At 71.5% G+C, this 13,286-nt stretch carries 11 protein-coding genes, 1 tRNA gene, 1 other RNA gene and 1 pseudogene; 7 read left to right on the top strand and 7 right to left on the bottom strand.

Annotated features, from left to right (window positions below; genetic code table 11):
• Positions 1 to 138 precede the first annotated feature (138 nt).
• From rnpB to cobC, 5 genes and pseudogenes are all read right to left on the bottom strand, one after another.
• Positions 139 to 565: RNase P RNA component class A (gene rnpB / locus J1M64_RS06635), an RNA gene on the bottom strand.
• Positions 566 to 614: 49 nt separating this feature from the next.
• Positions 615 to 1,250: pseudogene (locus J1M64_RS06630) on the bottom strand (histidine phosphatase family protein); the annotation flags it as partial.
• Positions 1,251 to 1,312: 62 nt separating this feature from the next.
• A complete protein-coding gene (locus tag J1M64_RS06625; RefSeq protein WP_206473620.1) occupies positions 1,313 to 2,044 on the bottom strand; it encodes a zinc ribbon domain-containing protein in 732 nt (243 codons plus the stop codon).
• An 11-nt stretch (positions 2,045 to 2,055) separates the two neighbouring features.
• Positions 2,056 to 3,213, bottom strand: a complete 1,158-nt coding sequence (locus J1M64_RS06620) for a Nif3-like dinuclear metal center hexameric protein (protein ID WP_206473618.1) — start codon at positions 3,211 to 3,213, stop codon at positions 2,056 to 2,058.
• A 36-nt stretch (positions 3,214 to 3,249) separates the two neighbouring features.
• Positions 3,250 to 4,350 carry an Rv2231c family pyridoxal phosphate-dependent protein CobC gene (gene cobC / locus J1M64_RS06615; RefSeq protein WP_206473611.1) on the bottom strand — a complete coding sequence of 367 codons (1,101 nt, stop codon included), beginning with the start codon at positions 4,348 to 4,350 and terminating at the stop codon, positions 3,250 to 3,252.
• An 86-nt stretch (positions 4,351 to 4,436) separates the two neighbouring features.
• On the opposite strand from cobC, the gene J1M64_RS06610 reads away from it, so the two are divergent.
• The 3 genes from J1M64_RS06610 to J1M64_RS06600 are packed head-to-tail and all read left to right on the top strand — an operon-like array spanning position 4,437 to position 6,675.
• Positions 4,437 to 5,105: an HAD hydrolase-like protein gene (locus J1M64_RS06610; protein WP_206473610.1), complete on the top strand. Its 669-nt coding sequence runs from the start codon at positions 4,437 to 4,439 to the stop codon at positions 5,103 to 5,105.
• On the top strand, positions 5,095 to 5,586 hold the full coding sequence (locus J1M64_RS06605) for a low molecular weight protein-tyrosine-phosphatase (RefSeq protein WP_256821474.1): 492 nt from the start codon (positions 5,095 to 5,097) through the stop codon (positions 5,584 to 5,586). Before J1M64_RS06610 ends, J1M64_RS06605 begins: the two co-directional genes overlap by 11 nt.
• A gap of 51 nt (positions 5,587 to 5,637) precedes the next feature.
• Entirely contained in the window at positions 5,638 to 6,675 is a 1,038-nt protein-coding gene (locus tag J1M64_RS06600) for an SURF1 family protein (RefSeq protein ID WP_241261241.1), read from the top strand.
• Positions 6,676 to 6,736: 61 nt separating this feature from the next.
• Here J1M64_RS06600 and J1M64_RS06595 read toward each other — a convergent pair.
• Positions 6,737 to 6,809: transfer RNA gene (locus J1M64_RS06595), tRNA-Val, on the bottom strand.
• A 97-nt stretch (positions 6,810 to 6,906) separates the two neighbouring features.
• The gene (locus J1M64_RS06590) at positions 6,907 to 7,341 is read right to left on the bottom strand and encodes a DUF3052 domain-containing protein (RefSeq protein ID WP_096905691.1); all 435 of its coding nucleotides are present in this window, start codon (positions 7,339 to 7,341) and stop codon (positions 6,907 to 6,909) included.
• Positions 7,342 to 7,647: 306 nt separating this feature from the next.
• On the opposite strand from J1M64_RS06590, the gene aceE reads away from it, so the two are divergent.
• The 4 genes from aceE (at position 7,648) to acpM (ending at position 13,129) form a co-directional block, all read left to right on the top strand.
• Complete coding sequence (aceE, locus tag J1M64_RS06585; protein ID WP_206473609.1) at positions 7,648 to 10,443, top strand: pyruvate dehydrogenase (acetyl-transferring), homodimeric type; 2,796 nt, start codon at positions 7,648 to 7,650, stop codon at positions 10,441 to 10,443.
• A 5-nt stretch (positions 10,444 to 10,448) separates the two neighbouring features.
• On the top strand, positions 10,449 to 11,693 hold the full coding sequence (locus J1M64_RS06580) for a CdaR family transcriptional regulator (RefSeq protein ID WP_241261240.1): 1,245 nt from the start codon (positions 10,449 to 10,451) through the stop codon (positions 11,691 to 11,693).
• A 155-nt stretch (positions 11,694 to 11,848) separates the two neighbouring features.
• Positions 11,849 to 12,775 (top strand): ACP S-malonyltransferase, encoded by a 927-nt coding sequence (locus tag J1M64_RS06575; RefSeq protein WP_096905694.1) that lies wholly within the window; start codon positions 11,849 to 11,851, stop codon positions 12,773 to 12,775.
• A gap of 102 nt (positions 12,776 to 12,877) precedes the next feature.
• Entirely contained in the window at positions 12,878 to 13,129 is a 252-nt protein-coding gene (gene acpM, locus J1M64_RS06570) for a meromycolate extension acyl carrier protein AcpM (protein WP_067714230.1), read from the top strand.
• Positions 13,130 to 13,286: the final 157 nt, after the last annotated feature.

Here is a 13,286-nt window from a genome sequence, read left to right as displayed (position 1 = left end):
GGGTCGGACACGCGGCCCTCGGTCCCGCACTGGTCCCGCACCAGCTCCCGCAGCCGGGTGAATCACGTGAATCCGAGGACCGATGGGAACGCCGGGATCTGCCAGTTCTTGCAGGTCAATCGTCGATCAGGGATGGGGCGAACGAGCCGGCCTGTAAGCCGGATCCTGTGCCCTCCGCGGGCGGAGGGCGACGACCATCCATCTGGGCACTCCGTCACCGGGTACCTCGAGCGGTCCACCCGCGGACTCGGGCGAGCAGCCCTCCCGTGCATCGCTGCACACCATCCGCGCAGCCGCACCGCGAGCGGTGCGACCTTCGACCTTGCTCCGGGCGGGGTTTACCAAGCCGCCCCGGTCACCCGGGGCGCTGGTGCGCTCTTACCGCACCGTTTCACCCTTACCGCGCCCGCAGGCGCGGCGGTCTGTTTTCTGTGGCACTGTCCCGCGGGTCACCCCGGGTTGCCGTTAGCAACCGCCCTGCTCTGTGGAGTCCGGACTTTCCTCGGGCCGGGGCCTGGCCACCGATAGCGCCGGTTCCCCTGTCCGCGGCCGTCCGGCCGACTCGTTCGCCCCAGGGAGTCTAGTCGCCCGCGCGGGCCGGTCGGGGTGCGGGCTCAGACGAGGTGGGAGGTGTCGTTGACCAGGTGCACCGAGGTCGGCCCGTCGGAGTAGAAACGCACGTCGGAGACGGAGGCGAGGTCCAGGTGCAGCCGGAACAGCAGCTCGTCACCGGCGCCCAGGCCCGCCCGGATCGCCAGTTTGATGGGGGTGACGTGGCTGACGACGGCGACCACGCCGCCGGGGCGGTCGGCGACGATGCGCCGCAGTCCCCGCTCGACGCGCGCCCGCACCACGGCGAAGCTCTCGCCGCCCGGGGGCGCGGTGGCGGTGTCGCTCAGCCATTGCGAGTGGAGGTCTGGATCCCGCTCGGCGGCCTCCCGGAAGGTGAGCCCCTCCCACCCCCCGAAGTCGGTCTCGATGAGGTCCTCGTCCACCACGAGGGGCACGCCGGTGGCGTCGGCGGCCCGCTCGGCGGTGCCCAGGCACCGGCGCAGCGGGGAGGAGACCACCGCGGCGAGATCCGGCAGTGCCGCGAGCCGGGCTGCGGTGCGCTCGGCCTGGGTGACGCCCAACTCGGTGAGCTCGGGGTCGCCCTGACCGGAATAGCGCCGGTCCACCGACAGCGGGGTCTGGCCGTGACGGGCCAGGACGATCCGGGTGGGGCGCCCGGTGGCGCCGGTCCAGCCCGGTCCGCCGGTGGAACCCGGTCCGCCGGTCGAACCCGGCCCGCCGCCGGAGCCCGGTCCGCCGCTCACGAGTTGTCGGTGCGGACGACAATCACGCCGCACTCGGGGCAATTCAGGACCTCGTCCGCGGGGGCGGAGCGGAACGCCGAGACGGTGCTCCGGTCGAGGTCCATGGCGCAGGCCGAGCAGCGGCCCCCGTTGAGGATCGCCGCGCCCCGACCCGCCTCCGCGGCGCTACGGGTGTAGTGATCGAGGAGGTCGGCGGGAACGGTCTCCGCGTCGCGGGCCCGCTCGGCCATCGTCTCGGTCACCGCGTCCTCGAGCTCGGCGAGAGCGGTGTCCCGCAGCGTCGCGGCCATCCCGATCCGCGCGTCCAGGTCGGTGACGATCGCCCCGGAGTGGCGGACGTCGGCCTCCATGGCCTCGTGGCGTTCGCCCAGCTCGCCCAGCTCGCCCTCGAGGGCCTCCTGGCGACGGGCCAGCGAACGCAGCTCGTAGTCCAGTTCGGTGGCCTGCCGCTCGGACAGGCCGCCCTTGGCCAGCAGGTCGGAGTCGGCGGCCCGGCGCCGGCGCACGGCCTCCAGATCGGAGCGCAGCTTGGTGAGGGCGCGGTCGAGATCCTCGAGGTGGATCCGGGCACGGGCGACGGACTCGGTGGCGGCCCGCCGCTCGGCCTCCAGCTCGTCCAGGGTCGTCTGCTCGGGTAGCTGCGACCGCCGGTGCTCGAGACTCGCCAGTCGCAGGTCGAGGTCGGCGATGTCGACGAGTCGACGCTGGTCGTGGGGATCGGCCTTCATGGTTGCCAAGACTACCGCTGCCCGCGCGCTCCCCCGGCGGCCACCGTCCAGGGGTCGGTCCGCTGCTCGCAGACCGTCGCGGTGAGATCCGCCCCCTCCTCGAGCAGGGCCGCGGCCTGTGCGCACCACGGGAACTCCAGCGCCCAGTGCGCGGCGTCCACGAGCATCGGCCCGCCCTCACGAAGGTGCTCGTCCACGACGTGGTGGCGCAGGTCCCCGGTGAGGTAGACGTCGGCGCCCGCGGCGCGGGCCGCGCCCAGCAGGGAATCTCCGGACCCGCCGCACAGCGCGACGCGCCGGATCTCGGCGTCGGGATCGCCCGCGGCGCGGACCCCCCACTCGGTGGTGGGCAGGCGCTCGGCCACGAGCTCGGTGAACCGCGCCAGAGTCATCGGTGCGTCGAGTTCGCAGATCCGCCCGAGCCCGGTGTCCTCGAATCCGGGTCCGGGTCCGGCGTGGTTGACGAACACGTCCATCGCGGGCACCTCGTACGGGTGCCCGGCCAGGACGGCGCGCCGCACCGCGGACCGCAGTTCCGGCGGCGCGACGAACTCCACCCGGGTCTCGGAGACCTGCTCGGGCTCCCCGATGCTGCCGATGGTCGGGTCGGTGCCGTCGCCGGGGCGGAACCGGCCCGTGCCCCGGACGGAGAACGAGCACTCGGTGTAGCCGCTCATCCGCCCGGCGCCGGCGGCGAAGACCGCGTTCAGCAGGTCGTCGAGGTCGTCGTCGGGCACGGTCACCACCCACCGGTCGACTGTTCCGTCGCCGGTGGGGGCCAGGGGGCGGCCGGGGGTCAGACCGAGCGCGTCGGCGAGGGCGTCGTTGACGCCGGGTCGGGCGGAATCGGCGTTGGTGTGTGCGGAGTACAGCGCACAGCCGCCCGCGATGAGCCGGTGGAGCAATCGACCCTTGGGGGTGTCGGCGGCCACGGAGTGCACGCCGCGCATCAGCGGCGGGTGGTGGACCAGTAGCAGGTCGGCGCCCTCGGCGAGCGCGTGGTCGACCACTGCGTCGGTGGCGTCCACCGCCACCACGACCCGCTCCACCTCGACCGCCGGGTCACCGGCGACCAGTCCCACGCGGTCCCACGATTCGGCCAGCCGCGGCGGGTAGGCGTGCTCCAACAGGTCGATCACGTCGGCCAGGGTGGGCCTGCCGGTGGTCATGGTCGCTCCCCTTCCTGTTCACCCGCCGCGCCGCGATCAGTCCGTGCCGCGATCTGCCCGTGCCGCCATCTGTCCGTGCCAGGCTCCGACGAGTTCGTCCACCATCGTGCCCGGCCGCACGGCCAGTCGCAGGTAGGTGGCATCGAGGCCGGGGAACGTGTCGCAGCGACGGGTGACGATCCCCCGGCGCACGAGCCCGGTTCGGAACGCGACCGGATCGATCCCGGCCGGGGTGCGGACCAGGACGAACGGCGCGGCCGGCGGCACCACCACCTCGATCCCCGCGGCGCCGAGTGCGCGGACCATCTCATCCCGCTCGGCCGCGACCTGCACCCGCGCGGCGTCGAGCTCCGGGTCCGCCTCCGGACCGACGCATGCCCGGACGGCCTCCAGCTGGAGGGTGCCCAGGGGCCAGTGCGGCCGGTGCGCGGCCAGATCGGCCAACACCGACGGGTCCCCGACGGCGTACCCCACTCGCAGGCCGGCCAGCGCCCACGTCTTGGTCAACGACCGCAGCACCACGAGGCCCGGCAGGTCGGCGCCGGCCAGGGTGTGGGCCGCCTCGTCCGGGAGGATGTCGCAGAACGCCTCGTCGACGACCGTCACCCGTCCGGGCCGGGACAGCGCCGCCACGGCGGACCGGGGGTGCACCACCGAGGTGGGGTTGGTGGGATTGCCGACGACGACGAGGTCCGCCTCCTCGGGGACGAGGCCGGGATCGAGGTCGAACGGAACCGGCAGGAGGACCCGCTCCACCGGAACGCCGGCCCGTCGCAGCTCGAGCTCCGGTTCGGTGAAGGACGGGTGCACCACCGCCGCTCGCAGCAGGTTCCGGGCCGCGTGCGCGGCGAGCAGGTGGAACCCCTCCGAGGCGCCGCCCAGCAGCAGGACGCGGTCGCGTCCGACCCCGTGACGGGCGGCCACGGCGGCCACCGCGGCGTCGTCGTCGTCGACCCCCGGATATCCCCCCAGGTCGGCGAGGCGGGCCGCCAACCTGTCGCGGAGCCAGCCCGGCGGCCCGGACCCGCGCACGTTGACGGCGAAGTCCAGGGCGCCGGGGACCAGCTCGGCGTCACCGTGGTGTCGCAGCGCCGCCCACGACGCCTGGTCGGGGCCCTCTCCGGGTTGTTCACTCATTCCCGGAAGCGTAGGACGACCGCGCGCGCCGCGCGGCGCCGGACGGGCGGAGGGGCCCGCCCGGCGGACTCTGGGAGGATGGCGGCATGACCGACCGCCCGATCCTCCTGGTGGACCTCGACGGCACCATCACCGACTCCCTCGACGGCATCGCCAAGTCCCTCCACCACGCGCTCGGCGTGGTGGGCACGCGCTGGGACGACACCCGCGACATCCGTTCCATCGCCGGCCCGCCCATGGTCGACACGTTGACCTCGCTCGGCCTCGCCGGGTCCGACCTGGACCGGGCCGTGGCCGCCTACCGGGAGCGCTACGACGAGGTGGGGTGGCTGGAGAACGCCGTCTTCACGGGGATGGACGCGCTGCTCGACCGACTCGCCGTCGACGGTTACCGGATGGCGGTCGCCACGAGCAAGGACCAGGTCGCCGCGCGCCGGATCCTCGGGCACTTCGACCTGGCCGCCCCCTTCGAGTTCATCGGTGGGGCGGACATCTCCGTCGGCCGGATGGCCAAGGCCGACGTCATCGCGCACTCGCTCTCCGCGATGGGCGTCGACCCCACGCCCGTCGACGGCGGCGGGACCGGGCAGGTACTCATGATCGGCGACCGCGAACACGACATCGAGGGCGCCGCCCGCTACGGCGTCCCGACCGCGATCGTGCGCTGGGGCTACGGGCGGCCCGAGGAGTGGGACCGCGCCCACTGGTCGGCCGTCGACACCGCGGCGCTCGAGGAGATCATCCGTGGGTGGTGAGTCGCGGGTGCGGGTGGTGTTCGTCTGCACCGGGAACATCTGCCGCTCCCCCATGGCCGAGGTCATGGCCCGCCGGGCGTTCCACGACGCCGGGCTCGGCGACCGGGTGACCGTCTCCAGCGTCGGCACCGGCGACTGGCACGTCGGCAACGGCATGGACGCGCGCGCCGCGGCAGAGCTCGCAGCCCACGGCTACGACACCGGGCACGTGGCCTCGCAGCTGTCCCCCGGCGACCACGACGCCGACCTGGTGGTGGCCCTCGACACCGGCCACCGCGACCACCTGCACCGGGCAGGGGTCGACCCGGCCCGGATCCGGCTGCTGCGGTCGTACGACCCCCGCGCACACGAGCACGGCGCCGACGGCGCGGACGTGGCCGACCCCTACTACGGAGACGACAGCGGCTTCACCCGCACCCGCCTGCAGATCACCGCGGCCCTGCCCGGGCTGGTCGCCGAGGTGCGCGAGCTCACGGGGTAGCGGGCACACCTGCCCCGGGACCCGCCGCGCCGGGACGGATACCCTGGGAGCATGCGGATACTGCGGCGTTTCCTGACCCCGGGATGGGTGATCGGCGTCCTCGCCGCGGCCCTGTTCGCCTGGGCGTGCTTCGCGCTGCTCGCCCCGTGGCAGCTGGACAAGAGCGACGATCTCGACGCCCGCAACGCCCGCCTGGCCGAATCCGTCGAGGCCGAACCCGCGCCGCTGGCGCAGGTGGTGGACGGCCCGCAGGCCTACGCCGAGCGCGAATGGCGCCTGGTCACCCTCACCGGGGAGTGGCGACCGGACTCCGAGGCACTGCTGCGACTCCGGTCGGTGGACGGCGAGCTGGTCTACCAGGTTCTCACGGTGTTCGACCCCGTGGACGGCGCGGACATGCTGGTCAACCGCGGATACGTGCTCGTCGGGGAGAACAACGCGGTACCGGACTATCCCGCCGCCCCCGGCGGCGAGGTCGAGATCACCGCCCGGCTGCGGGTCACCGAGCCGGGCGAGGCCGAGCCCGTCCCGATGGCCGGACTGCCCGCCGTGCGCGTGGTGGACCCGGTCGTCATCGGCGACACCCTCGGACACGACCTCGTGTCGGAGGGCTACCTGCAGCTGGCCGGGGGCCAGCCAGGATCGCTCTCCCCCGCCCCGATCCCCGGCATCGAGAACGGCCCGTACCTGTCCTACGGACTGCAGTGGCTGGCCTTCGGCGTGCTCGCCCCGGCCGCGCTCATCTACTTCGCCTGGGCGGAGATCCGGGCCCGGCGTCGCGACGCCGAGGTCGCGGCCGCCGACGCCGACCAGGGGGCCGGGACACGAGATGACGACGCCACGCCCACCGCGGGGGTCGACGCCCGGGGTGGCGACACCGACGACCTCGGCCGCGACAGCGGCGGCGCCGCTGGAGGCGACACGACGGGCGGTGACACGGCGGGCGGTGACTCGGGCGGCGGCGACCGGGGCACCCCCGAGCTCGACGAGGCGTCCGCCCGTGACCGCGCGATGCGGGCCCGTTACGGCGATCGCAACGACGCCGAGCAGCGCAGGGCTTTCCGCCGAGCGGACCGCCTCCGGACCTGACCACCTACGCCGAGCCCTCGGCACCGGGTGCGGTCGGTCGTCATCGGTCGGTCTTCATCGGTGCGCGCGGAGGGAATCGAACCCCCGACCGCTGGTGTGTAAGACCAGAGCTCTAACCGCTGAGCTACGCGCGCGTGCGCACCGACGCGTCGATCGCGCCGGTGCGGTCAGATTAACCCACCCGGAACCGCGCCCCACCCCGGGGCGCACGAGAGGTCCGGGGTGCCGCGATCACTTGCGCGGCATGCTGTTCTTCCGCAGGGCGAGCCGGCTGCCGGCCCAGTCCCCGAGTGCGGCGGTGCGCGTCTGCAGCATTCCCGCGGTCTGGGCGGACTCCGCGATCACAGCGGGCACCACATGCCCGTCGAGCCCCGTCTTGGGGGTGAGGACCCACACCGAACCGTCGTCCGCCAGGGGCGTCATGACGTCCATGAGTCGGTCGACCAGATCGCCGTCACCGTCCCTCCACCAGAGCAACACCGCGTCGACCACCTCATCGGTGTCCTCTTCCAGCAGCTCTGATCCGACGGCGTCCTCGACGGCCTCGCTGATCGACTCGTCACAGTCGGAATCCCATCCGACCTCCTGAACGAGCATGCCCTCCGTCAGTTCGAGCTGACCAGCTACCTGGTCCGCTCCGTCCTGCTGGTTCGCCGCGGCGACCACCGTGGTGTTCCTCCCTCTACTCCGTCGTGCTACTTCTCGGGTCTTTCGCTGACCAGGAACACTACCCGCGCACACCCGCCGGGGAAACGACTACCGCCCATTTGTCGGTGTGTCGGCTCAGGCGACGGTGTCGCGCGTCACGCTTTGGGGCACAATCGGAACCGGTGGGCCTACGGTGGCCCGCCCCGAGCCCGACGCGATCCGCCCACACCTGCGGGCCGCGGCCCGGGCCCGACGATGTACCACGACATGTGGTGGCCCCACCGGGCGTCCACGGTACGAATCACAGAAGTGAGGACGATACGCATGAGCGGAAACGAAGGCCCACGGGACGGGACCGCACCCACCAACGTGCCGATTCTCCGGGAAGGGGTCGCCTCCTACCTGGCGGACTCCGACCCCGAGGAGACCCAGGAGTGGATGGACTCGCTCGACGGCCTGCTCGCCGAGGCCGGGCCCGAGCGCGCCCGTTACCTCATGCTGCGTCTCCTCGAGCGGGCCTCCAAGCAGCGTGTTCCGCTGCCCGCCCTCACGTCCACCGACTATGTCAACACCATCCCCACGAGCCTTGAGCCGGAGTTCCCCGGCGACGAGGCGGTGGAGCGGACCTACCGTCGATGGATCCGGTGGAACGCCGCCATCATGGTCCACCGCGCCCAGCGGCCCGGGATCGGCGTGGGCGGTCACATCTCCACCTACGCCGGGGCGGCCCCGCTCTACGAGGTGGGGTACAACCATTTCTTCCGCGGCAAGGACCATCCCGGCGGCGGCGACCACATCTACTTCCAGGGCCACGCCTCCCCGGGCATGTACGCCCGGGCCTACCTCGAGGGCCGGTTGCGGGAGCAGGACCTCGACGGGTTCCGGCAGGAGAAGAGCCATCCGGGGCGTTCACTCCCCTCCTACCCCCACCCCCGTTCGCTGCCCGAGTTCTGGGAGTTCCCCACGGTCTCGATGGGTCTGGGGCCGATCAACGCCATCTACCAGGCACGGTTCAACCGCTACCTCCACAACCGCGGTATCAAGGACACGTCGCAGCAGCATGTGTGGGCGTTCCTGGGTGACGGTGAGATGGACGAGGTCGAGTCGCGCGGCGCGCTGCAGATCGCCGCGAACGACGCCCTCGACAACCTCACCTTCGTCATCAACTGCAACCTCCAGCGTCTCGACGGGCCGGTCCGCGGGAACGGCCAGATCGTCCAGGAGCTGGAGTCGTACTTCAGCGGCGCCGGCTGGAACGTCATCAAGGTGGTCTGGGGTCGCGAATGGGACGCCCTGTTCGACAAGGACACCGAGGGCGCGCTCGTCTCGCTGATGAACTCGGTCTCCGACGGCGACTACCAGACCTTCCGCGCCAACGACGGCGCCTGGATCCGCGAGCACTTCTTCGGACGCGACCCTCGCACCGCCAAGCTCGTCGAGGACATGACGGACGACGAGATCTGGGCGCTGCGCCGCGGCGGGCACGACTACCGCAAGATCCACGCCGCGTACAAGGCGTCGCTCGAGCACACCGGCCGACCGACGGTCATCCTGGCCCACACCATCAAGGGCTTCGGGCTGGGCCAGAACTTCGAGGGACGCAACGCGACCCACCAGATGAAGAAGTTGACGCTCGACGACCTCAAACTGTTCCGCGACAAGCAGCAGATCCCCATCACCGACGAGGAGCTGGAGGCCGATCCGACCCAGCCGCCCTACTACAACCCGGGGCCGAACTCGCCGGAGATCCGCTACATGCTGGACCGCAGGTCCGCCCTCGGCGGGCACGTCCCCGAGCGGCGCCAGACCTTCACACCCCTGGCCGTGCCGGGCATCGACGCCCTGAAGTCACTCCGCAAGGGGTCGGGTAAGCAGGCCGTCGCCACCACCATGGCGCTCGTGCGGACGGCCAAGGAGCTCATGCGCGACGAGTCCCTGCGCGACCGTTTCGTGCCGATCATCCCCGACGAGGCCCGCACCTTCGGCATGGACTCGTGGTTCCCCACCCTGAAGATCTACAACCCGCACGGACAGAACTACACCTCGGTGGACCACGACCTCATGCTGAGCTACAAGGAGGCCAAGGACGGCCAGATTATGCACGAGGGCATCAGCGAGGCGGGGTCCGTCGCCGAGTTCACCGCCGCCGGGACCGCGTACGCGACCCACGGCCAGCCGATGATCCCTCTGTACATCTTCTATTCCATGTTCGGGTTCCAGCGCACCGGCGACGGCATCTGGGCCGCCGCCGACCAGCTCGCCCGGGGGTTCCTGCTGGGCGCCACCGCCGGCCGCACGACGCTCACCGGCGAGGGCCTGCAGCACATGGACGGCCACTCCCCGCTGTTGGCCGCGACCAACCCGGGGATCATCTCCTACGACCCGGCGTGGGCGTACGAGGTCGCCCACATCATGCGCGCGGGCATCGAGCGCATGTACGGCCCTGGCGCGGCCCACGAGACCGAGACCGACGGCATCGACCGCAACGTGTCGTACTACATCACCCTGTACAACGAGCCCGTCCCGCAGCCGGCCGAGCCCGAGGACATGGACGTCGACGCCCTCCTGCGCGGTCTGTACCGCTTCCGCGCGGCGGAGGCCGGGAGCCACAAGGCCTCCATCCTCGCGTCCGGCGTGGCGATGTATGCGGCGGTCGAGGCGCAGAAGATGCTCGCCGACAAGTGGGACGTCGCGGCCGACCTGTGGTCGGCGACCTCGTGGACGGAGCTCGCCCGTGACGGCTTCGAGTGCGAACGCCACGAGCTCCGCCACCCCGATCAGCAGCCGCGCATCCCGTTCGTCACCGCGGCACTGGCGTCGGCCGAGGGGCCGAAGGTCGCGGTGAGCGACTTCCAGAAGGCGGTTCCGGACCAGATCCGGGCCTGGGTCCCCGGGGACTTCACCGTCCTCGGATGTGACGGCTTCGGGTTCTCCGACACCCGGCCCGCGGCCCGCCGCTTCTTCAACACGGACGCCGAGTCGATCGTCGTGGCCGTCCTCGCGGGCCTGGCCCGCGAGGGGACCATCGACAAGACCACCCTGCTCGAGGCGGCGCGTCTGTACCGGATAGACGACGTCATGGCCGCCCCCGAGCCGACGACGGACCCCGGAGTGGCGTGACAGACATGGCCGACCCCGGGACCGGGGAGAGGGACGCACATCCCGTCCGGCGGCGCTCCGCGACGCCGCCGGACGATCGTCCCGTCTCCGATGCCCTGCTCAAGCGCATCACCCGGTACTCGGGGACCCTGTCGACCGAGGCGGTCCGCGCTTTGGAACAGGATCTGGCGTTCTTCGCCGAGTTGTCCGCCGACCAGCGGGCCGAGATCCAGCTGATCATCCAGAGCGCGGTGCGCGACTTCGTCACCTGGATGCGCAACCCCGAGGCCCCGCACACGGACACCATCGCGGGGTTCAAGTTGCTCCCCAAGGGGCTCGGCCAGGGGCTGACCCTGCAGCAGACGGTCCAGCTCGTCCGGTCGACGTGTGAGTACTTCGAGCTGGTGATGCCACGGATCACCCACAACGAGCGCCAACGCGGACTCATGATCACCGCGGTGCTCAAGTTCGGCCGTGAACTCGGCTTCACCGCGGCGGCGGTCTACGCCGCCGCCGCGGAGAACCGGGGAGCCTGGGATACCCGAATGGAGGCGATGCTGGTCGACGCCGTGGTCCGCGGTGATCGTCATGCCGACCTCGCCTCCGGTGCCTCGGCCCTGAACTGGGACCCGACCACCGCGGCGACGGTGATCGTCGGCAGGCCCCGTGAGGAACTCGGACTGGCGTCGGTGCCCGCCGCGCACAAAGCCGCGGTCGCGGCCGGCCGCCACGCACTGGCCGTGGTGCAGGGCGCGCGCCTCGTCGTCATCCTCTCCGGGGAGCTCGAGTCCTCCTCCGCCGTCCCGGCCGAGGTCCTCGACTCCTTCTCACCCGACGCGCCGGTCGTCGTCGGGCACACGGTGAGCTCCCTCGCCGAGGCCCCGGACAGCGCGACCGAGGCGCTCTCCGGCGTGGCGGCGGTCTGTGGCTGGCCCGGCGCCCCCCGACCGGTCGCGGCGATCGACCTCCTGCCCGAGCGGGTCCTCGCCGGCGACCGGGGCGCGGCGACGATGTTGGTCGACCGGGTCGTCACACCGCTGAGGGGCGCAGACACCTCAGTGGAGAACACCCTCCGGGCCTATCTGGACTCCGGTGGGCACGTCGAGGCGTGTGCCCGCGAGTTGTACGTCCATCCCAACACCGTGCGGTACCGCCTCAAGAGAGTGAGTCAAATCACCAATTTCGACCCACTTAACGCGAGGGACGCTTTTGTCCTGAGAATCGCCCTCGTCCTCGGGAAGTTCGCCGACCGAAGCACTCAGGAGTCGTAATAAATCACTCCCGTAACAAGGTGTAACGAAACCGAACCGACCGGAGATGGACGACCAGCCAGCTCGTCATTTGTGGGAAGCGCACAAAATCCCGGCTGTGTTTCTGGCTTGGGGAACATCATCCTAAGAGCGGCGGGGCGTGTTCTCTGATACCCGTGCTTTGCCTTACTGCCCCTGGACAAGGGTCTCAGAAAGCCGGGATGCTCGCGCCCTGGCTCGAGTTGCCCGGTGCCTCGGACCGTCTCGACGAGTGGTCCGCATCGAGCGGACTCGACCTCGAGCGTCTCGGCACGACTGCGACCCTGCAGGAGATCACCGACACCGCGGTGACCCAGCCACTCGTCGTCGCCTCGGCCCTGCTCGGTGCCGCCGAGTTGCGCCGTCGCGGCCAGGTGCCCTGCGACACGATGGTGGCCGGCCACTCGATCGGCGAGATCGCCGCACTGGCGATAGCCGGCGTGGTGTCGGAAGCCGACGCCCTGCGCCTGGCGTCCGTCCGTGGTGCCGCGATGTCCCGGGCGTGTGCCGAGCGCCCCACCGGCATGATCGCGGTACTGGGCGGGGTCGAGGCCGATGTCCTGCTGTCGCTGGACACCGCCGGGCTGCAGCCCGCCAACCGCAACGGCGCGGGCCAGATCGTGGCCGCCGGCCCGCTCGAGGCCTGCGACGCCCTGGAGCAGAATCCACCGAGCCGGGCGCGACTGCGCCGGCTGGAGGTCGCCGGGGCGTTCCACACCCACCACATGGCCTCCGCCGTCGACGAGGTCCGCGACCTGGCCGACACGATCGAGGTCAACGACCCGGAGCTGACGCTGGTCTCCAACGCCGACGGCATGGTCGTCACCTCCGGTCGCGACGCCCTCGACAGGGTCGTCTCCCAGATCACCCATCCCGTCCGGTGGGACCTCTGTACGCAGACGATGCTCAAGTTGGGCGTCGATGCGTTCATCGAGCTGCCGCCCTCCGGCTCACTCGTCGGGTTGGCCAAGCGCATGATGCGTGACGTTCCCCGGTACGGCGTGACCACACCCGAGGACCTCGAACTCGCCCTCGAGTCGGTCCCCGCACTCAGCGGCGCCTGACCGCTCCTCCCACCCCCGATCGTCGGCCCCGGCCGGCGATCGCGACCAGACCATCCGTCGCGCCCGCCGGGCACGACACCACCCATCAGAAAGGGACACCACATGGCACGCACCGAGGCCGAGATCATCGCAGGACTGGCGGAGATCGTCGAGGAGGTCACCGGGATCGAACCCTCCGAGGTGACCCCGGAGAAGTCCTTCGTCGACGATCTCGACATCGATTCGCTCTCCATGGTGGAGATCGCCGTGCAGACCGAGGACCGCTACGGGGTGGAGATCCCCGACGAGGACCTCGCCAAGTTGCGTACTGTTCAGGATGCGGTCGACTACATCCAGAAGCTCGACCAGAGCTGACATCCGGCCCCGTGTGCCGGGGCGGGGACGCAGTCAGGGCCGAAGGTGCGGTCGGTGCACCACGTCGAGCCCGCGTCCCCTCCCCCACACAGGGCCCAGCAATGATCACCCCGCTCACCGCGGGGTGCCGGGCGAGAGGTCCGGACCGGGACGGGGG

This window comes from Dietzia sp. KRD202, from assembly GCF_017168155.1.
Classification (GTDB): Bacteria; Actinomycetota; Actinomycetes; order Mycobacteriales; family Mycobacteriaceae; genus Dietzia; species Dietzia kunjamensis.
The sequence above is the reverse complement of the archived record's forward strand: the minus strand, read 5'-3'. Positions and strand labels throughout refer to the sequence as shown.